Origin of the sequence: Amycolatopsis roodepoortensis (assembly GCF_024628825.1) — a bacterium.
Classification (GTDB): Bacteria; Actinomycetota; Actinomycetes; order Mycobacteriales; family Pseudonocardiaceae; genus Amycolatopsis; species Amycolatopsis roodepoortensis.
On sequence record NZ_CP102415.1, the window covers coordinates 5,579,711 to 5,596,711 of the forward strand.

Genomic DNA, 17,001 nt, shown 5'->3' on the forward strand with positions numbered 1-17,001 from the left:
AAAACATGTCGCCATGAGTCCGGTCAGCCGTGCCCGCAAGAAGGCAGCCCAGCCCTCCACTCCGAGTGTGACGGGTCTCTTCAAGGACGTCCTCCGGGACTTCTCGACCCTCGGTGCCGAGCCCGAGGTGCTCGACGTCGAGCTGCTGACCTCCGAAGTGCTCGGCCAGTGGTGGGAGATCGAGCTCGAAGAGGACGAAACGCCGCTGGGCCTGGAGCTCATCGCGTTCGCCGAGCGGAAGATCACGCCGGCCGCGGCCGCCCTTCTCGCCGGGCTGCGGGTCTTCGCCGAGACCGAGGAGGAGCGCGAGGCGGCCGCTTCGGCGCTGAACACCGTGCTGGGCCGCGGCATCCCGGAACCGGAATGGGCGGCGGACCTGGCCGCGGTGACCGTCGGGGAGTGCTGGCGGACCGGTGACGTCTTCGGCGACGAGTCCTCCCTTCTGTGCGTCTTCACCCGCGGCGGTGCCGAACACGGCTTGCTCGCGCTGGTCGACTTCACCGAGGGTGGCCGGATCCGCGACGTCGTCGTGGTCGACAAGCCGCAGGACGTGCTGGCCGAGATGCGGCAGCAGGCCGCCGACGACCCGGAGCTGGTCACGCTGGAGCGGGTGCTGCCCGAGCGCGCCCACCAGCTGCTGGCGGACGGGCTGGCCGCGACGGACGTCGTCGAGGAGCCCGACGTCAGCGAGGACTACGCGCGGTTCCACGCGCTCGCGCTGGCCTGGATCCGGGCGCTTCCCGCTCCCGAGCCGTCGCCCGAGATCACCGAATGGCCCGAGCAGGTCCGCGAAGAGGTCGTCGCCGACTTCATCGGCTCCGGGCTCGTGGAGGACACGGAGGCGACGCGGTTCTACGCGCGCCTGCTCGTCGACTACGGCTGTGAGACCGAGCCGGGCAGCCCGCTGCGGGTCGGGCCCGAGAAGCTCGCCCGGTTCCTCGAATCGCTGCTGGACGGGGAATTCGAGATCGACGAGGCTTACGAAGACGCGCTGGAGCCGGCTCTGCTCGGCTGGGTCACCTGGGCCGCCGACCGCGCCGGGCTCCCCGAGGCCGCGCGTGTCGCGCTGCTGGAGAGCGCCACCGAGTTCCTGGAGGAATTCGCGCAGGACGAGGACTCCGCGCTCGACGTCTACTTCGACGGCTCCGAAGGGATCGAGGACCCGGCGGAACTCGCGGAAGCCCTGGCGCGCCGGATGTTCGCCGTCCCGACGGTCTACGCGGAGATCGGGGACGAGGAGCTGGAGCTCGAACCCGCCGACCCCGAACAGCGCCGTCTCCTGGTGATCGGCGAGCACCCCGAGTACCACGAGGCGCTGGCCGAGGAGACCTTCGACGGCGAACCGCGGATGCGGCTCGCGCTCAAGACCACGATCGTCGACCAGCTCTGGGCCGACGAGCCCGCCGAGGTCTGGCAGGCCGTGCGGCGGCTGAGCGAGACCGGGCAGGAGCGGGAGGAGATCTTCGACCGCCTCATCGACGCGCTGTCCGCCCAGCTCACCGAATCGGGCGAGCACGAGATGGACTACGACGTCGACGACTACCGGAAGGCGCTCGACGAGCTCGCCTGAACCCCGTTTTCCCCGGTCACACCCCTCCCTCCCTTGCCAACCCACCCCATTCTGTCTAGTCTGTCTAGATGGAAGCAGCAACCTGGCAAGTGCAGGACGCCAAGCAGCGGCTGAGCGAGCTGCTGCGCCGCGCCGCGTCCGATGGGCCGCAGTTCGTCACGAAACATGGGGAGGAGGTGGCCGTGGTGCTGGACATCGTGGATTACCGCAGGTTGACCGGAAGCGGTGAAGCCGTCGATTTCAAGCTCGTGCTCTCCGGAGAGCACCACCATCCCGAGTACGGGGAGGCGCTGGCCGACGTACTGGAGGAGATCGCCGCCGAACGCGCGGAAGACCTGCCGAGAGATGTCGTGGAGGTGAGCGGGTGAGCTTTCTGCTGGACACGAACATCGTGTCCGAGGCTCGGCGCCGCACGCAGAACCCGGGTTTCGCCCGGTGGTGGGGTGGAGTGTCGTCGAGCAGGCTCTATCTGAGCGCGCTGACGGTGGGGGAGATCGAGAGGGGGATAACGAAGCTCAGGAATCGAGGCGAGCGGGACAGGGAGCGCGCGGAAGTGCTGACCGAGTGGCTGTCCGGGCTCACCGCGCAGTTCTCGGAACGGATCCTTCCGGTGACCGCCGAGATCGCCGCCGAATGGGGCAGGCAGTACGCGCCACGCAAAGTGCCGTCCATCGACGGGCTGATCGCCGCGACCGCCCGGGTCCACGACCTGACCCTGGTCACCAGGAACCTCGCCGACATGGCCGGGCTCGGTGCGCAGGTGCACGATCCGTTCGACTGAAGGAAGCTCCGAGAGGATCAAGACGTCCGGACGCCTTGATCGGCCGGAGTGTGGTCTGCCGGAGTGTGGTCTGCCGAAGCTCGGCCCGCCAGAGTTCAGGCCTGCCGAAGCTCAGCCCAGAGGTGCCGCGGGAGTGCCCTTGCTCTCCGTGACTTGCGGCTTCTTCCGGCGGCGGTCTCCACGGGCGTCGTCGAAGTCGACGACGAAGGCGCCGGCGGCCATGGCCACCAGGAGTGCGAGTCCGAGTATCGAGCCGACCCAGGTCAGGATGATCGAGAACATCGTGAGCCTCCTCCCTGCTCAAGGTCCTTTTCGAGACCTCGTGAACCCCTGAGACAAGGGTCGCCTCGGGGGCCTGTAGCCGGTATCGGCCAACCGGTTACACGTACTGAGCGTGGATCGGCCGATCGGCCGAGGAATGCCACCGCCCGACAGCGGTGCGCGACCAGCGGGCGCCACCGCCTCTCCGATGGTGCGAAGGCTGGTCTTTGTGAGGGAACGACCGGAAGTCGCCCGTGTGATCGGGTCCCGGCGAAGTGATCTTGGAACCTGCCGTGAACGCTCGCCGTGAGTAGAGAATCCGTGCTTGCCCGGTTACGCCGTGTCGTGGTCTCACCGACGTGCCTCGCGAGTCACGCCCCCAATCACGCGAGTTACGCCCTCGATCACGCGAGTTACGGCCTCTATCACGCGAGTTACGCCTCCAAGCACGCGTGTTGCGCCTCTGATCACGTGAGTTACGGCCCCGATTACGTGAGTTGCGCCCTCGATCACGTGAGTTACGGCCTCGATCACGTGAATTACGGCGCCAATCACGCATGTTGCGCCTTCGATCACGCGAGTCACGGCCCCGATCACGCGAGGTCGGGCTTCGGCCACGTGAGTTCCGCCCTGGATCACGTGAGTTGCGGCTTCGGCCACGTGAGTTGCGCTTTAGCACACGCGTGTTGCGCCCCCGCGCACGTGAGTCACGGCTCCGATCACGCGAGCTCCAGCCTCAGAGCTTGCGCAGCCGGACCCGGTTGATCGCGTGGTCGGCGTCCTTACGGAGGACGAGGGTCGCCCGGGGCCGAGTCGGTTTGATGTTCTCCATCAGGTTCGGCTCGTTGATCGTGCGCCACAGGTGACGTGCCTCGGCGCGGGCCTCGTCGTCCGGGAGGCCGGCGAAGTGGTGGAAGTGCGACGCGGGGTCCGCGAAAGCGGTGTGCCGCAGCTTGAGGAAGCGCTCGATGTACCAGCGTTCGATGTCGGTCGTCGGCGCGTCCACGTAGATCGAGAAGTCGAACAGATCGGAGACGGTGAGCCGAGGGCCGGGCTGAAGGACGTTCAACCCTTCGAGGATCAGGATGTCCGGCCGCTGAACGACCTGTTCCTCGTCCGGAAGGATGTCGTAGGCGAGGTGCGAGTACACCGGAGCGCTGACCCGTTCCGCCCCGGACTTCACATCGGTGACGAACCGCAGCAGCGCCCGGCGGTCGTAGCTCTCCGGGAAACCCTTGCGGTGCATGATCCCGCGCCGCACCAGTTCCGCACGCGGGTAGAGGAACCCGTCGGTGGTGACCAGGTCGACCCTGGGGTGATCCGGCCAGCGGGCGAGCAGGGTGCGCAGGATGCGCGCGGTGGTCGACTTGCCGACGGCGACGCTGCCGGCGATCCCGATGATGTACGGCACCTTGGTGCCCCGACTGTCTTCACCGAGAAAGGTGGTGGTGGCTTCGTACAACCGTTGCCGGGCGGCGACCTGGAGATTGATCAGCCGGGAGAGCGGCAGGTAGACCTCGGCGACCTCGGCCAGGTCGACCTGTTCGCCGAGACCGCGCAGCCGCAGCAGTTCCGCGGCGGTCAGCGGCAGAGGGGTCGACCTGCGCAACTCGCGCCACTGCTCACGGTGCAGCTCGACGTAGGGACTGAGCTCACGGACCCGCGGCATCGCACACTCCTCGCCCGTCGCCTGCGCTGGCGCCGTACAAAACCGTGTTGACGAGTTCTCGGCGGGTGAACGTGCCTCGAACCGGATGAAGCCGCTTTAACGGTAGGGCTTACGGCTCGTGAACGCGCTGCGATGTGATGTACCCCGCTTCAGGGCGTTACCGTCCGTTACGGGTACGGCCCGGCGTGAAGACCTCGTTCCACGCCGCGGCGACCTGCCGTGCGCACGACGCGGGCGCGACGCCGCCGAAACCGGTACCGAGTCCGGGCATCGCGATCGTGTGGACGAGATCACGGATCCGGCCCTGGTCGAGCCTGCCGTCACGCCATTGCCGGAACACCGCCCGGGCGGCCAGGTACGGATGCACGGTGTCACGCGGGAGGCGTTCGCCGGGTTCCCGCATCGTCGGCGCGCTGATCAGCCAGGCGGGCTCGGCCTCGCCGGTGGGCACGACCACCGCTTCGCCGATCGGGAGCTCCCCGCCGTGGTAGGCGAGCACCGCGCTGCGCACGTTCTGCTCGACCTCGGGATAGGCGCGGGCATAGACGGCGTCGATGCCGCCGCGCATCCAGCCGTAGGAGTTCGCGGGGCTGACGACGGCCTGCGCGACGACGTCGAGCACGGACCCGCGGTGCACGAAGACCCGGCCGTCCACCGTGTCCGCGACGGTCGTCCAGGCTTGTGCGAGCAGGTCATCGACGGCGCACAACACCAGCTCCGGAGTGGGGCGGTCCGAGAGGGGAGGAAAGGAGGAGCCGGCGTCCTCGTGGCCGGTGCGCGTGCCCGGTTCGGCGGTCACGCCCTAAGCATGACAAAAAAAGCCACCCGGCGTAACCGGTGCGCGTACCGGCTGTCCGAGTGAAAGTCGCCACCCGCGCCGTGCGTAATCTGGCGGGGTGTCACGGATCGCTTACTTCGGCCCCCAGGGAACCTTCACCGAACAGGCCGCGCGCCGGCTCGCCCCCGGGGAGGAGCTGATCCCGGCGGAGACCATCCCGGCGGCGCTGGCCGCGGTGCGCTCGGGCGCGGCCGACGCCGCGTGCGTCCCGATCGAGAACTCCGTGGAGGGCGCGGTCACCGCCACCCTCGACAGCCTGAGCGAGGCCGAGCCGCTCGTCGCCGTGGCGGAGGTGCTGCTGCCGGTGCACTTCAGCGTGCTGACCCGGCCGGGCACCACCGAGATCCGCACCGTCGCCAGCCATCCGCACGCGCTCGCCCAGGTCCGCCACTGGGTCGAGGCGAACCTGCCGGGGGCGCATCCGGTCGCGACGTCGTCCACGGCGGCGGCCGCGGTCGCGGTGGACGCGGGCGAGTTCGACGCCGCCGTCACCGCGCCGGTCGCCGTCGAGCACTACCCGCTGGAGGTGCGGGCCACCGAGGTCGCCGACGTCCGCGACGCCAAGACCCGGTTCCTGCTGGTCCGCGCGCCCGGCGAGTTGCCGGAGCCGACGGGGGCGGACCGCACGTCGATCGTCGCCGCCGCGACGAACCGGACCGGTGCCCTGGCCGAACTGCTCACCGAACTGGCGGTCCGCGGCATCAACCTGACCAAGCTGGACGCCCGCCCGACCAGGAACAACTTCGGCGAGTACCGCTTCTTCATCGACTTCGAGGGGCATGTGGCCGAGCCCCGGATCGGCGACGCGCTGGCCGCGTTGCGCCGCCGGTGCCGGAACGTCCGGTTCCTCGGCTCCCACCCGCGCGCGGACAACGGCACGACCGAGATCGAACCGGGTGCCGCCAACGAGGATTTCACCGACGCGATCGGCTGGGTCGAGTCGGTACGGAAGGGAGCACAGGCGTGAAACTTCTCCTCGTCCGCCACGGCCAGACCGAAGGCAACGTGCGTGGCGCGCTCGACACCGCGCTGCCGGGGCCGCCGCTCACCGAGCTCGGCCGTGAGCAGGCCCAGAGCCTCGTGACGCGGCTGGACGGCGAGCCGATCGTCGCGGTCTACGCCTCGCAGGCGGTCCGCGCCCAGCAGACCGCCGCGCCCTTGGCGGCCGAACGGGGCTTGGACGTCCAGGTCCTCGACGGCGTGCACGAGGTCGCGGCGGGCGATCTCGAAGGCAAGACGGACAAGGACTCGATCACGACCTACATGAGCGTCGTGCGCCGGTGGACGCTCGGCGAGCTCGACCCGCCGATCCCCGGCGGCGAGACCGGTGCGCAGGTCCGTGCCCGGATGCTCGACGCGGTCGCCCGCCTCCGCGCCAAGCACGAGCAGGCCGACCCCGACGGCACGGTGGTGCTGGTGAGCCACGGCGGCGCGATCCGCCTCGGCGGCGAATGGCTCGCCGGGAACGTGACCGCCGAGGTCGCCAACCAGGGGCTCATTCCCAACACCGGGATCGTCGAACTCGTCGCGGCCCCCGCCGGCTGGACCTGTCTCACCTGGGCGGACGCCCTCGTCGAGGCCTGACCAGGGACGTTTGCCTCCGCGCCCGCCGGGGAATACCCCCCACAAGATCGATTAACACCTTGTGGGGAATTAACCGATGGAGCGCAACCCCCACGGCGGACAACACGTCTACTGAACGGTGGGTCACCCGGCATTGTCCGGTTACAGGGAGGCGAATGACCATGATTCGTTCGAAACTGATCTCCATCGGCGGTCTCGTCGCGGGTACCGCCGGGCTTCTGCTGCTCAGCGCCTGCGGTGCGGAACCCGCGCCCGTCGCGCAGAACACGTCCGCGTCGCCGTCGAGTTCGGCGCCGGACACCTCCGCCGCGCCCAGCGCGAGTTCGTCGAGCCCGGCGCCCGCCCCGCAGCCCGCCCAGTCGCCCGCACCGGCGCCGAAGAACGACGGGCTGTGCAAGGCGGGCGACGTCAAACTGTCCATCAAGGACGGTGACGCCGCCGCGGGCACGGTGTACCGCAAGCTCGTCATCACCAATTCGAGCGGGCACCCGTGCACCATCCAGGGTTTCCCCGGCGTCTCCTACGTGACGGGCGCCGACGGCCACCAGGTCGGTGAGGCCGCGTATCGCGACGGCGCCAAGGGCGCCCCCGTCCAGCTCGCCAACGGGGAGAGCGCGGTCGCCGACGTCGGTTTCGTGAACGTCCGCAACTACGACGAGACGGTCTGCAAGCCCACCGAGACCCGGGGGCTGCGGGTGTACCTGCCGCAGGAGACGGCCTCGAACTTCGTGCCGGTGCAGGGACTCGGCTGCGCGGGGAAGATCCCGGGCAATCAGCTGACCGTCCAGACCGTCCACAAGGGCTAGAGCTGGGTGCAGAGCTGTTCGGCCTGTGCCAGGTGCCGCTGGCCCGAGATCTGGTTGAAGTGCAGGCTGAACACCATCCGGCTGACACCGTCGATATGTTCGGCCAGCGGCCGGTAGGTGTCGTTGGCGGCGGCCGCCGCGGCGGAGAGTTCGCGTGCGGCCGTCATCCGGTGCAGGACTTCGGGGGCTAGGACGGCCACGGTCCGTTCGCCGGGTGCCGAATCGGTGGTGTCCGGGATCGTGCCGACCCTGGCCAGCGCCGAACAAGCGTGTTGCGCGTCTTCGAGCGCCCCCGCGTCGACGCCCGAGAGCGCCCACAGCATGCCGATCACGCCACCGCCGATCACGAAACCGGCGAAGGCGGTGAGTACCTGCGGACGTCTCGAAGGTTCTGTCGTCCCCACGCCGGCCTCCGGCACCAGTGTCTGCTGCATCGCGGACCTCCCCGTCACCCGTGGCGGTGATGGGCTATTTCAGCACCAAAGACCTTTGTTTTCACCGGTCTTGGTGGAGAACCCGCTCCTCCGTGGCCGATTCGTCATCGAAGGCTCCTTGCCGTAACGAGACGAACGCGAAACCGGCTACTCCGAACAGCAGCAGCCCGGACGTGAGGAAGGTTCGGGCCGGGGAACCGAGGGCGTGGGTGAGGACGCCGCCGAGCAGGGCGCCGATCGGGATCGCTCCCCATACGACGGTGCGCCACACGCCGAGGACCCGGCCGAGCAGGTCGCCGGGGACGAGTGTGTGCCGCGCCGTGCCGAGCACGATGTTCACCGCGACCACGGCGGCCGCGAACAGACCGAACAGTGCCGCTCCCGCCACCGGCGAACTCGTCAGGCCCATGCCGGTGAACGCCGCGCCGCAGCAGGCCGTGCCGCCGACGAGTACCGCGCGACGGCTGGTCGCCTTCACCAGCCGCGGGGCGGCGGCCGCGCCGAGCAGGCCGCCGATGCCGCCGACGAACGCGAAGAGCCCGAAGGCCGCTTCGCTGAGACGCAGGTACTCGATCGCGTAGAGCACCAGCTGCGCCTGCGCGAGTTCGCTGACCAGGCTGATCAGCCCGGCGACGACGACCAGCCGCAGCACCAGCCGGCTGTGCTTCAGCCAGCGGAAACCCTCCGCAAGTCCGGCGCGGAGGTTGGCGGGCGCGTCGCCGGTGGCTCTCGGCCGGTAGCTCCCGGCGAGGCCGATCAACACGGCGGCCGCGATCGCGAAGCCCACCGAGTTGAGCAGGAACGGGAACGTCGCGAAGAGCGCGAAGGTGAAGCTGCCGACCGGCCCGCCCAGGAAGGTCTGCCCCACGATCTCGCAGGCCTGGAGCTTGCTGTTCGCGCTGTCGAGCGAACCCTCGCCGACGACCGCCGGGATGAGCACGTTCGCGGCACTGTCGGCGACCACCTCCGCGAAGCCGATGAGCAGGGCGGCGGCGTAGACCAGCCAGATCGTCACCCCGCCCGCGGCGACCAGTGCGGCCGTCCCGCCGACGACCACCGCGCGGACGCCGTTCGCGAGGATCATCGCCCGCCGCCGGTCGACGCGGTCCAGCAGCGCGCCCGCCGGGAGCGCGAACAGCAGCCACGGCAGGAACTGGGTCGCCGAAAGACCGGCGATGAGCAGCGGATCCCGGGTGAGGGTGACCGCGAGCAGCGGGAACGCCACCTTGCCGATGCCGTCGCCGAGGTTCGACGCCGCGCTGGAGGCGAGCAGCCAGCGCAACCGCCGGTCACCCCTCCCGCGTGTCGCCGATCCGGCCATGTCCGCCTCCCGGGCATTCGCCGGCGCCGGCCGGCGACAAGGTGTCGAAAGTTTAGCCGGGGCTGTCGCCCAAAGTGGCTGGTTTGTTACACCGAGTTAAGATTCCGGAGAACCCATGGTGCTCCACGCACAAAAATCACCGACCATGCCGCCTTCGGCGCGGAATCCGTCGCGGGGGAGCAAGGGACCTTTGCTACCACCCCGGCGGCTCAGCCCCACCCGAGCTCGTGCAGACGCGCGTCGTCGATGCCGAAATGGTGGCCGACCTCGTGGATGACCGTGATCAGCACCTCCTCGACGACGTCCTCCTCGGTGTCGCACATCTCCAGCAGCGGGCGCCGGTAGATCGAGATCCGGTCCGGCAGCACCCCGCCGTACTCGTGGGTCCGCTCGGTGAGCGCGACCCCGTGGTACAGGCCGAGGATCGTGGGCGACTCCTCGTTGAACTCCTCAACGAGTACCACGACGTTGTCCATGGCGTCCGCGAATTCGGGCGGCAGCTCGTCCAGCGCCTCCGAAACCAGCTCCTCGAACCGCTGCTGCGTCATCTCGACGGGCACGCGATCACCCTCCGGTCTTCGGCGGGGAGGACGACGACGGCGGCGGGGCCTCGCCGGTTCCGACCTTGACGCTCCCGGTGACCGGCGCCAGCCCCTTGTTGTCCGGCAGGACCGCCGCCACCTTGCAGTTCACCAGCGTCGACCCGGCGTCCCAGCTCTCCTGCTCGCGGACGTCCCAGCTGATGATGAGCTTCTTCGCCGCCAGGTCCGCGTTGCCGCTGTACTCCTGCGCGGCCGTCGAGCACTCGGTGTCCAGCCAGGTGTTCTGCTGCTCCTGCGACGGGTAGCCGTCCTTGAACTTCGTCTTGAGGTCGAGCGTCGCGAAGATCTCGTACGAATGCGCCTGCGCGCAGTCGATGGGGTCGCCGAAGCTGTTGTTGAGCAGCGCGAGGCAGGTGCCCGGCTCCCAGACGGCGGACTGGTTCTGCTCCTTCGCCGGCCCCTTGGTCGGCTGGAGCTTGCCGCCCTGGCCCGCCCACTGCAGACCGCACCGCAGCTGCCGGTCGCCGTCGGCCCACTGCGCGGGCGTCGGCCGGAGCAGGTTCATGCTCAGCTTGCCGTACGGATCCAGCGTGCGGCCGAGGTACGGCTTGACGTCGATCGTGCACTGCGACCTGGAGATCTCCTGCCACTGCTCCAGGTTCGGGCTCGGCGCCCCCGGCGGGTACTGCGCGCCGATGTCGACGATGCTGGTGACCTCGAACAGATGGGCCTCGGCGCACGGCACGCGCCGCGCGTCGGTGGCGTCCGGATTGTTCCAGGTCAGACAGGTGCCAGGAGGAGACTGGAACGCCTCGGCCGCGGCGGGCGACAGTTTGGGGGCGCCGCCGCCCGCACCGCCCTCCGGGCCCACGTTCCACGAAAACGCCACACTCAGCGAAAGCGCGATGATCGCGCCCGCGAACACACCGGCCATGAGGAGCCGGGTGCGCAGGGTGCTCAGCGCGTTTCGCGGATCACGGAACCGCTCGGCCTGTTGAGACATCCACTCCATGATGCCCGCGCCGCACGTAAGGTGCGCGTACCGGGTGGTTAGTGTTGAGACACGGGTTCGGGCCGGCGGGCGATTACGGAGCTTCGATGACGCAGGATGACAACCAGGGGGCACAGGGGCCTCAGGAGCCGCCCAAGCGCGGCTCCATGCGCTTCCAGGACGGCAGCACGCAGGCGCGGCAGCCGTCGTTGGCCGAGCAGCGGGCGCGACAGCAGGCACTGGCGGAACAGGAGCGCCAGGAGGCGCTGGCCGCCGAAGCCGCTCGCGCCGCCGAGAAGAAGTCTTCGACCAAGAAGAAGATCCTGATCGGAACCGGTGTGACGGTCGGCCTGGTCGGTCTGGTCGCGACGTTCTACACGGTCGCGAAGCCGGAGAACGTCACCGCCGTCTGCACCACCAAGGACGGGATCGTCGACCAGGACGACAACTGCGACGAGCGGTACGTGACGTCCCACGGCGGCTACCACTCCGGTGGCTTCTTCTTCATCCCGATCGGCGGCGGCAACTACAACAGCTACCGCTACAACTACGGCGGGTCCGGCGCGATCGGGCAGCGTGTGTCGGGTGGCTCGTACACCGCGCCGTCGAACGCGAACATCAGCACGAAGTCGGGCAAGACGGTCCAGCGCGGCGGGTTCGGCATCAGCGGCAAGAGCGGCTCCGGCGGCAGCGGCAAGAGCGGGGGCTCGTAGGTGTACCGGGATTCCAAGCCGCCCCGGCGGGACTGGCAGAACATCGTCGAAGAACAGGGCCTGGTCTTCGGCACGCCCGCCCGCGACGGCTCCGGCAAGTCCCGTCCGTACTGGGACGAGTCGGTCCACTACGTCTTCGACATGGACGAGATCCTGTCCGTCGAGGCGGACGTGGAACTGCTGCACTCGATGTGCCTCGAAGCCGTCGACAACGTGATCACCACCGAGCAGTACCACCGCTTCGGCATCCCCGAGTGGGTCTGGCCGCATATCGCCGAGTCGTGGAAGCGGCAGGATCCGCACGTCTACGGCCGGTTCGACCTGCGCTACGACGGCAAGAGCCCGGCGAAGCTGCTCGAGTACAACGCCGACACCCCGACCTCGCTCCTCGAGGCCGCGGTGCTGCAGTGGCACTGGAAGACCGCGGTCTTCCCCGAGAACGACCAGTGGAACTCGATCCACGAGAAGCTGGTCGAGCGCTGGGGCGAACTCGCCGACAAACTGCCGTCGAACGAACTGCATTTCACCTGGTCGTCGGCCGATCCGTCCGGTGAGGACCACGTGACGACGGCGTATCTGCAGGAGACCGCGGCCGAGGCCGGGCTCGACACCGTCGGCCTGTCGATCGAGGAGATCGGCTGGGACCCGGTGCTCAAACGGTTCGTCGACCTCGAAGAGGCGCAGATGGCGACCGTGGTGAAGCTCTACCCGTGGGAATGGGTGGTCGACGAGGAGTTCGGCCGCTTCGCCGTCGAGACCATGCCGCGCACGCTGTGGGTCGAGCCGCTGTGGAAGATGATCCTCTCCAACAAGACGCTGCTGGCGATCCTGTGGGAGAACTACCCGGGCCATCCGAACCTGCTGCCCGCCTTCGCCGACGACCCCGGTCTGCTGACCGAGTACGTCCGCAAGCCGAAACTCGGCCGCGAGGGCGCGAACGTGCAGATCGTCGCCACCGGGTACGAGACGCAGACCGACGGCGTCTACGGTGCGGAAGGGTTCGTCTACCAGGCGTTCGACCCGCTCCCCGAGTTCCAGGGCTACCGGCCCGCGCTCGGCGCGTGGATCGTCGGGGACCAGGCCGCAGGCCTCGGGATCCGCGAGACCGCGGGCCTCGTCACCGACGACGGTGCGGCGTTCGTCCCGCACATCATCGTCGAGTCGTGATAGAAGCAACCGCACAAACCTGACATTCCTGACCAGCACGTACCTCTGGGAGCACCCTGTGACCACCACCCTTGCGCTGTCCGACACGTTCGGCTCCGACCTCGTGCGAGGGATCGGCGCGATCCTGCTGTACGGCGTCGTCGGCCTGCTGCTGATGTTCGCCGGGTTCTGGGCGATCGACTGGACCACGCCCGGCAAGCTGTCCCAGCTGGTCAGCCGCGGCCTGCCGAACGCGGTCATCGTCACCGCGTCGGGCCTGCTGTCGATGGCGTTCATCGTCGTCGTGGCGATCGCGAACTCCGCCAGCGACCTGACCGAGGGCCTCATCACCTCGCTGGTCTACGGCCTGCTCGGCATCGTCGTCCAGGTGCTGGCCGTCCGGCTGCTGGAGTGGGCGACCCGCATCGACGTCCGTTCGACGATCGAGAGCGAGAAGTTCGCTCCGGTCAGCGTCGTGGTCGCGGCCGCGCACCTGGCCCTCGGCCTGGTCGTGGCCGTCGGCATCTCGTGACTTCTTAACCTGCTGAAACCGGCATCGGCGCACGATTCCCACTAACGTGGGGGTCGTGCGCCTTTTGAGGACACCGGACGACCGGTTTTCGGACCTGCCCGATTTCGACTTCGAACCGCGCTACGCGGAACTCGTCGACCTTCACGGCGGCGTGATCAGAGTGGGATACGTGGAGGCCGGACCCGAGGACGGGCCGCCCGTCCTCCTGCTCCACGGCGAGCCGACCTGGTCCTACCTCTATCGCAAGGTCATCCCGGTGCTCGCCGACGCCGGACTGCGCGCCATCGCGCCCGACCTGGTCGGCTTCGGCCGATCCGACAAACCCGGCGACATGGTCGACCACACCTACCAGCGGCACGTCGAGTGGATGCGCGCGTTCGCCTTCGACGTCCTCGACCTGACCGACGTCACCCTGGTCGGCCAGGACTGGGGCGGCCTGATCGGCCTGCGGCTGGTCGCCGAGAACCCCGATCGGTTCGCCAGGGTCGTCGCGGCCAACACCGGCCTCCCCACCGGCCACACCGAAATGCCCGAGCTGTGGCACAAGTTCCGCGACACCGTCGAGAACGCCCAGGTGCTCGACGTCGGGCGGTTCGTCCAGTCGGGCTGTCAGACCAAGCTGTCCGAAGAGGTCCGCGCCGCCTACGACGCGCCCTTCCCGAACGAGATGTACAAGGCCGCGCCGCGCGCGATGCCTTCGCTGGTGCCGATCACCCCGGACGATCCGGCCTCGGCCGCCAACCGGGCGGCGCTGAAGGTGCTTTCGGAACTGGACAAGCCGTTCCTGGTCTCGTTCTCCGACGGCGACCCGATCACCGCGCCGTGGGGCCTCGAACTGCGGGGCTCGATGCGCGGCGCCCGCGAACTCGAGCATCCGACGATCACCGGGGCCGGCCACTTCCTGCAGGAGGACGCGGGCGGACGGCTGGGCGAGGTCATCGCGCGCTTCGTGCACTCCTGAACGCACTCCAGCGACCAAGGGTCTGGCTGGGGTGCTGGAGGAGTGGTGTCGCGAAAGCCACTTTCGGGACATCAGACGTCTCGAAAGTGGCTTTCGCGACATGATCGCCAGGGCGGTACCGGGCCCCGGCAAGACCCCGGCGAGACGGACGTCCGGTCAGGAGACGGCGGCCAGGGCGTCGGTGATGATCGCGAGGCCTTCGGCGGCCTCTTCGGCGGTGAGCGTCATCGGTGGCGCGATCCGTAGAACGTTGCCGTGCAGCCCGCCCTTGCCGATCAACAGCCCGCGCGCCTTGGTCTCCTCCATCATCCGCGCCGCGGCGCCCGGGTTCGGTGTCATCCCGCCGGGCTCGACCAGTTCGACGCCGATCATCAGGCCCTTGCCGCGCACGTCCCCGATCAGCGGATTCCCCGCCGCGCGCAGGCCGTCGAGCAGTTCGTTGCCGCGGGCGAGCGCGTTGGCCTGCAGGTCGTGGTCGGCGATGTGGTCGAGCACGGCGGCCGCGCCCGCCATCGCGACCGGGTTGCCACCGAAGGTCGAGATCGAGTTCGCGGTGAGGCAGTCGACGAGGTCGCCGCGCGCCACGAGACCGCCGATCGCGAGACCGTTGCCGAGGCCCTTCGCGAAGGTCATCGCGTCGGGGACGACGTCGTGCGCCTGGATCCCCCAGTAGTGTTCCCCGGTCCGCCCCCAGCCGGTCTGCACCTCGTCGGAGATGAACAGGATCCCGTACTGGTCGAGGACCTCCTTCATCGCCTTGAACAGGCCGTCCGGCGGTGAGCTGAAGCCGCCGACGCCCTGGATCGGCTCGGCGATCATGCAGGCGACGTCGCCCGAAGTGCCCGTCTCCAGGACGTCGACCAGGTCCGCGACGCAGGCGTCGATGTACTCGGTGTCCGAAAGCGCCCGGAACGGGCTGCGGTACCGGTAACCGCCATGCACGTAGCTCACCTTCACCGGGCTGAGCGACGACGCCGACCAGCCGCGGTTGCCGGTGATGCCGACCGTCGCGAACGACCGCCCGTGGTACGAGTTCCGCATCGCCAGCACCTGGTTGCTGCGCCGGTACTGGGTGGCGAGCATGAGCGCGGTGTCGTTGGCCTCGGTCCCGGAGTTGGTGAAGAACACCTTCGCGTCGGGGATGCCGGAGAGCTTCGCGATGCGCTCGGCCAGTTCGACCTGCGACCGGATCAGGTACAGCGTCGACGTGTGCAGGATGCCGGTGTCGAGCTGCTTGCGCACGGCGTCGCTGATCGCCGAGACGTCGTAGCCCATCGAGTTCGTCAGGATGCCCGCGAAGAAGTCGAGGTAGGTGCGCCCGGTCGAGTCGATGACCCGGCGGTCCTGCGCGTGCACGATCTCGATCGGCTCGTCGTAGTAGAGCGCCAGCCACGACGGCAGTACCGCCTTGTGCCGCGCCAGCAGGTCCGCATCGGTCATCGGGTTTCTCCGTCCGCAGCAGGGAGATCTCAGTATGGGGACGGCCCGAAACGGGCGGCAACGATCAGACTGTCGGGTTATCCGCGCGGACCCGCACATTTTGTGCGGTCGGCACGGACTACTCTCAGCACTCGTGATTGACCCCAGGACTCTGCGCGATGACCCGGACGTCGTGCGCGCTTCGCAGCGCGCCCGTGGCGAGGACGAAGGAGTGGTCGACAAGCTGCTCTCCCTCGACTCCCGTCGCCGGTCCTCCATCGCCGCCGCCGACAAGCTGCGCGCCGAGCAGAAGTCGCTGGGCAAGCTCATCCCCAAGGCACAGGGCGACGAGCGGGCCGAGCTGCTCGCCAAGGCGAAGGACCTCGCCGCCCAGGTCAAGACGGCCGAGGTCGAGCAGACCGAGGCGTCGGAGGAGTTCGAGCAGCTGCATCGCCTGGTGCCGAACCTCGTCCACCCCGACGCGCCCGAAGGCGGCGAGGACGACTACGTCGTGCTCAAGCACGTCGGTGAGCCGAAGAAGTTCGACTTCGAGCCGAAGGACCACCTCGAACTCTGCGAGGGCCTCGGCGCGCTCGACATGGAGCGTGGCGCGAAGGTCTCGGGCTCGCGGTTCTACTTCCTCACCGGTATCGGCGCCCAGCTCCAGCTCGGCCTGCTGAACATGGCGATCGCGCAGGCGACCGCGAACGGCTTCACCCCGATGATCACCCCGACCCTGGTGCGGCCGGAGATCATGGCGGGCACCGGTTTCCTCGGCGCGCACTCGTCGGAGGTCTACCGGCTGCGCGACGACGACCTGTACCTCGTCGGCACCTCCGAGGTCCCGCTCGCCGGCTACCACGCCGACGAGATCCTCGACCTCGGCAACGGCCCGAAGCGGTACGCGGGCTGGTCGTCCTGCTACCGCCGCGAGGCCGGTTCGTACGGCAAGGACACCCGCGGCATCATCCGCGTCCACCAGTTCGACAAGGTCGAGATGTTCGTCTACACGCGTCCCGAGGACGCCGAAGCCGAGCACGCGCGCCTGCTGGACTGGGAAGAGCAGATGCTCGCCAAGATCGAGGTCCCGTACCGGGTGATCGACACCGCCACCGGCGACCTCGGCACGTCGGCGTACCGGAAGTTCGACTGCGAGGCGTGGGTGCCGTCGCAGGGGACCTACCGCGAGCTGACCTCGACGTCGAACTGCACGACCTTCCAGGCCCGCCGCCTCGGCATCCGTTACCGCGACGACGACGGCCGCCCGCAGACCGTCGCCACGCTGAACGGCACGCTGGCCACCACCAGGTGGATCGTCGCGATCCTGGAGAACCACCAGCTCGAAGACGGTTCCGTCCGGGTGCCGGAGGCGCTTCGCCCCTTCCTCGGCGGAACCGAGGTGCTCACGCCGGCATCCAAGTAGCCGTCGGCGG

The 17,001-nt window shown here is 68.9% G+C and carries 19 protein-coding genes; 11 read left to right on the plus strand and 8 right to left on the minus strand.

Features of this window, described 5'->3' with window-relative positions; all coding sequences use genetic code 11:
* Nucleotides 1-13: 13 nt before the first annotated feature.
* The 3 genes from NQK81_RS26545 (at nt 14) to NQK81_RS26555 (ending at nt 2,351) form a co-directional block, all read left to right on the plus strand.
* Nucleotides 14-1,570: a DUF1841 family protein gene (locus tag NQK81_RS26545; RefSeq protein ID WP_192747444.1), complete on the plus strand. Its 1,557-nt coding sequence runs from the start codon at nt 14-16 to the stop codon at nt 1,568-1,570.
* 68 nt (nt 1,571-1,638) lie between these two features.
* Entirely contained in the window at nt 1,639-1,938 is a 300-nt protein-coding gene (locus tag NQK81_RS26550) for a type II toxin-antitoxin system Phd/YefM family antitoxin (protein ID WP_192747445.1), read from the plus strand.
* Complete coding sequence (locus tag NQK81_RS26555; protein ID WP_126732486.1) at nt 1,935-2,351, plus strand: type II toxin-antitoxin system VapC family toxin; 417 nt, start codon at nt 1,935-1,937, stop codon at nt 2,349-2,351. The genes NQK81_RS26550 and NQK81_RS26555 overlap by 4 nt, the downstream gene beginning before the upstream one ends.
* Nucleotides 2,352-2,462: 111 nt before the next feature.
* Here NQK81_RS26555 and NQK81_RS26560 read toward each other — a convergent pair whose 3' ends face one another.
* The 3 genes from NQK81_RS26560 to NQK81_RS26570 form a co-directional block, all read right to left on the minus strand.
* The gene (locus tag NQK81_RS26560) at nt 2,463-2,633 is read right to left on the minus strand and encodes a hypothetical protein (RefSeq protein ID WP_167551706.1); all 171 of its coding nucleotides are present in this window, start codon (nt 2,631-2,633) and stop codon (nt 2,463-2,465) included.
* A gap of 715 nt (nt 2,634-3,348) precedes the next feature.
* Nucleotides 3,349-4,281 carry a type I pantothenate kinase gene (gene coaA, locus NQK81_RS26565; protein WP_126732485.1) on the minus strand — a complete coding sequence of 311 codons (933 nt, stop codon included), beginning with the start codon at nt 4,279-4,281 and terminating at the stop codon, nt 3,349-3,351.
* Nucleotides 4,282-4,438: 157 nt separating this feature from the next.
* Nucleotides 4,439-5,080 (minus strand): macro domain-containing protein, encoded by a 642-nt coding sequence (locus NQK81_RS26570; protein WP_126732484.1) that lies wholly within the window; start codon nt 5,078-5,080, stop codon nt 4,439-4,441.
* Nucleotides 5,081-5,177: 97 nt separating this feature from the next.
* Between NQK81_RS26570 and pheA the strand changes: the two genes are divergently transcribed.
* From pheA to NQK81_RS26585, 3 genes are all read left to right on the plus strand, one after another.
* Nucleotides 5,178-6,086, plus strand: coding sequence for a prephenate dehydratase (gene pheA / locus NQK81_RS26575; protein ID WP_257483668.1), 909 nt, complete (start codon nt 5,178-5,180; stop codon nt 6,084-6,086).
* Nucleotides 6,083-6,703, plus strand: coding sequence for a histidine phosphatase family protein (locus NQK81_RS26580; protein WP_257483669.1), 621 nt, complete (start codon nt 6,083-6,085; stop codon nt 6,701-6,703). The genes pheA and NQK81_RS26580 overlap by 4 nt, the downstream gene beginning before the upstream one ends.
* A gap of 155 nt (nt 6,704-6,858) precedes the next feature.
* Nucleotides 6,859-7,509, plus strand: a complete 651-nt coding sequence (locus tag NQK81_RS26585) for a DUF4232 domain-containing protein (RefSeq protein ID WP_257483670.1) — start codon at nt 6,859-6,861, stop codon at nt 7,507-7,509.
* Here NQK81_RS26585 and NQK81_RS26590 read toward each other — a convergent pair.
* The 4 genes from NQK81_RS26590 to NQK81_RS26605 all read right to left on the minus strand — a co-directional run bounded on the left by NQK81_RS26590 (nt 7,506) and on the right by NQK81_RS26605 (nt 10,809).
* Nucleotides 7,506-7,943 (minus strand): hypothetical protein, encoded by a 438-nt coding sequence (locus NQK81_RS26590; protein WP_126732480.1) that lies wholly within the window; start codon nt 7,941-7,943, stop codon nt 7,506-7,508. The genes NQK81_RS26585 and NQK81_RS26590 overlap by 4 nt on opposite strands.
* 61 nt (nt 7,944-8,004) lie before the next feature.
* On the minus strand, nt 8,005-9,264 hold the full coding sequence (locus tag NQK81_RS26595; RefSeq protein WP_257483671.1) for an MFS transporter: 1,260 nt from the start codon (nt 9,262-9,264) through the stop codon (nt 8,005-8,007).
* Between the two features lie 209 nt (nt 9,265-9,473).
* Nucleotides 9,474-9,824 carry a metallopeptidase family protein gene (locus NQK81_RS26600; protein ID WP_034309691.1) on the minus strand — a complete coding sequence of 117 codons (351 nt, stop codon included), beginning with the start codon at nt 9,822-9,824 and terminating at the stop codon, nt 9,474-9,476.
* Between the two features lie 4 nt (nt 9,825-9,828).
* Nucleotides 9,829-10,809, minus strand: a complete 981-nt coding sequence (locus tag NQK81_RS26605) for a septum formation family protein (RefSeq protein ID WP_257483672.1) — start codon at nt 10,807-10,809, stop codon at nt 9,829-9,831.
* A 95-nt stretch (nt 10,810-10,904) separates the two neighbouring features.
* On the opposite strand from NQK81_RS26605, the gene NQK81_RS26610 reads away from it, so the two are divergent.
* The 4 genes from NQK81_RS26610 to NQK81_RS26625 are packed head-to-tail and all read left to right on the plus strand — an operon-like array spanning nt 10,905 to nt 14,149.
* Complete coding sequence (locus NQK81_RS26610) at nt 10,905-11,510, plus strand: hypothetical protein (RefSeq protein WP_257483673.1); 606 nt, start codon at nt 10,905-10,907, stop codon at nt 11,508-11,510.
* Complete coding sequence (locus tag NQK81_RS26615) at nt 11,511-12,677, plus strand: glutathionylspermidine synthase family protein (RefSeq protein WP_126732477.1); 1,167 nt, start codon at nt 11,511-11,513, stop codon at nt 12,675-12,677.
* 58 nt (nt 12,678-12,735) lie between these two features.
* A complete protein-coding gene (locus NQK81_RS26620) occupies nt 12,736-13,188 on the plus strand; it encodes a DUF350 domain-containing protein (RefSeq protein WP_061980368.1) in 453 nt (150 codons plus the stop codon).
* A 55-nt stretch (nt 13,189-13,243) separates the two neighbouring features.
* A complete protein-coding gene (locus NQK81_RS26625) occupies nt 13,244-14,149 on the plus strand; it encodes a haloalkane dehalogenase (RefSeq protein ID WP_257483674.1) in 906 nt (301 codons plus the stop codon).
* 156 nt (nt 14,150-14,305) lie between these two features.
* Here NQK81_RS26625 and NQK81_RS26630 read toward each other — a convergent pair whose 3' ends face one another.
* Nucleotides 14,306-15,589 (minus strand): aspartate aminotransferase family protein, encoded by a 1,284-nt coding sequence (locus NQK81_RS26630; protein WP_257483675.1) that lies wholly within the window; start codon nt 15,587-15,589, stop codon nt 14,306-14,308.
* Between the two features lie 133 nt (nt 15,590-15,722).
* Here NQK81_RS26630 and serS point away from each other — a divergent pair, with 133 nt between their 5' ends.
* Nucleotides 15,723-16,991 (plus strand): serine--tRNA ligase, encoded by a 1,269-nt coding sequence (serS, locus tag NQK81_RS26635; RefSeq protein WP_126732474.1) that lies wholly within the window; start codon nt 15,723-15,725, stop codon nt 16,989-16,991.
* Nucleotides 16,992-17,001: the final 10 nt, after the last annotated feature.

Bases quoted from the DNA above. Each gene is read 5' to 3' on its own strand.
- NQK81_RS26630 (WP_257483675.1), bottom strand. From the start codon at position 15,589: ATGACCGATGCGGACCTGCTGGCGCGGCACAAGGCGGTACTGCCGTCG.
- NQK81_RS26610 (WP_257483673.1), top strand. From the start codon at position 10,905: ATGACGCAGGATGACAACCAGGGGGCACAGGGGCCTCAGGAGCCGCCC.
- NQK81_RS26595 (WP_257483671.1), bottom strand. From the start codon at position 9,264: ATGGCCGGATCGGCGACACGCGGGAGGGGTGACCGGCGGTTGCGCTGG.
- NQK81_RS26550 (WP_192747445.1), top strand. From the start codon at position 1,639: ATGGAAGCAGCAACCTGGCAAGTGCAGGACGCCAAGCAGCGGCTGAGC.
- NQK81_RS26605 (WP_257483672.1), bottom strand. From the start codon at position 10,809: ATGTCTCAACAGGCCGAGCGGTTCCGTGATCCGCGAAACGCGCTGAGC.
- NQK81_RS26560 (WP_167551706.1), bottom strand. From the start codon at position 2,633: ATGTTCTCGATCATCCTGACCTGGGTCGGCTCGATACTCGGACTCGCA.
- coaA (WP_126732485.1), bottom strand. From the start codon at position 4,281: ATGCCGCGGGTCCGTGAGCTCAGTCCCTACGTCGAGCTGCACCGTGAG.
- NQK81_RS26590 (WP_126732480.1), bottom strand. From the start codon at position 7,943: ATGCAGCAGACACTGGTGCCGGAGGCCGGCGTGGGGACGACAGAACCT.
- NQK81_RS26545 (WP_192747444.1), top strand. From the start codon at position 14: ATGAGTCCGGTCAGCCGTGCCCGCAAGAAGGCAGCCCAGCCCTCCACT.
- NQK81_RS26585 (WP_257483670.1), top strand. From the start codon at position 6,859: ATGACCATGATTCGTTCGAAACTGATCTCCATCGGCGGTCTCGTCGCG.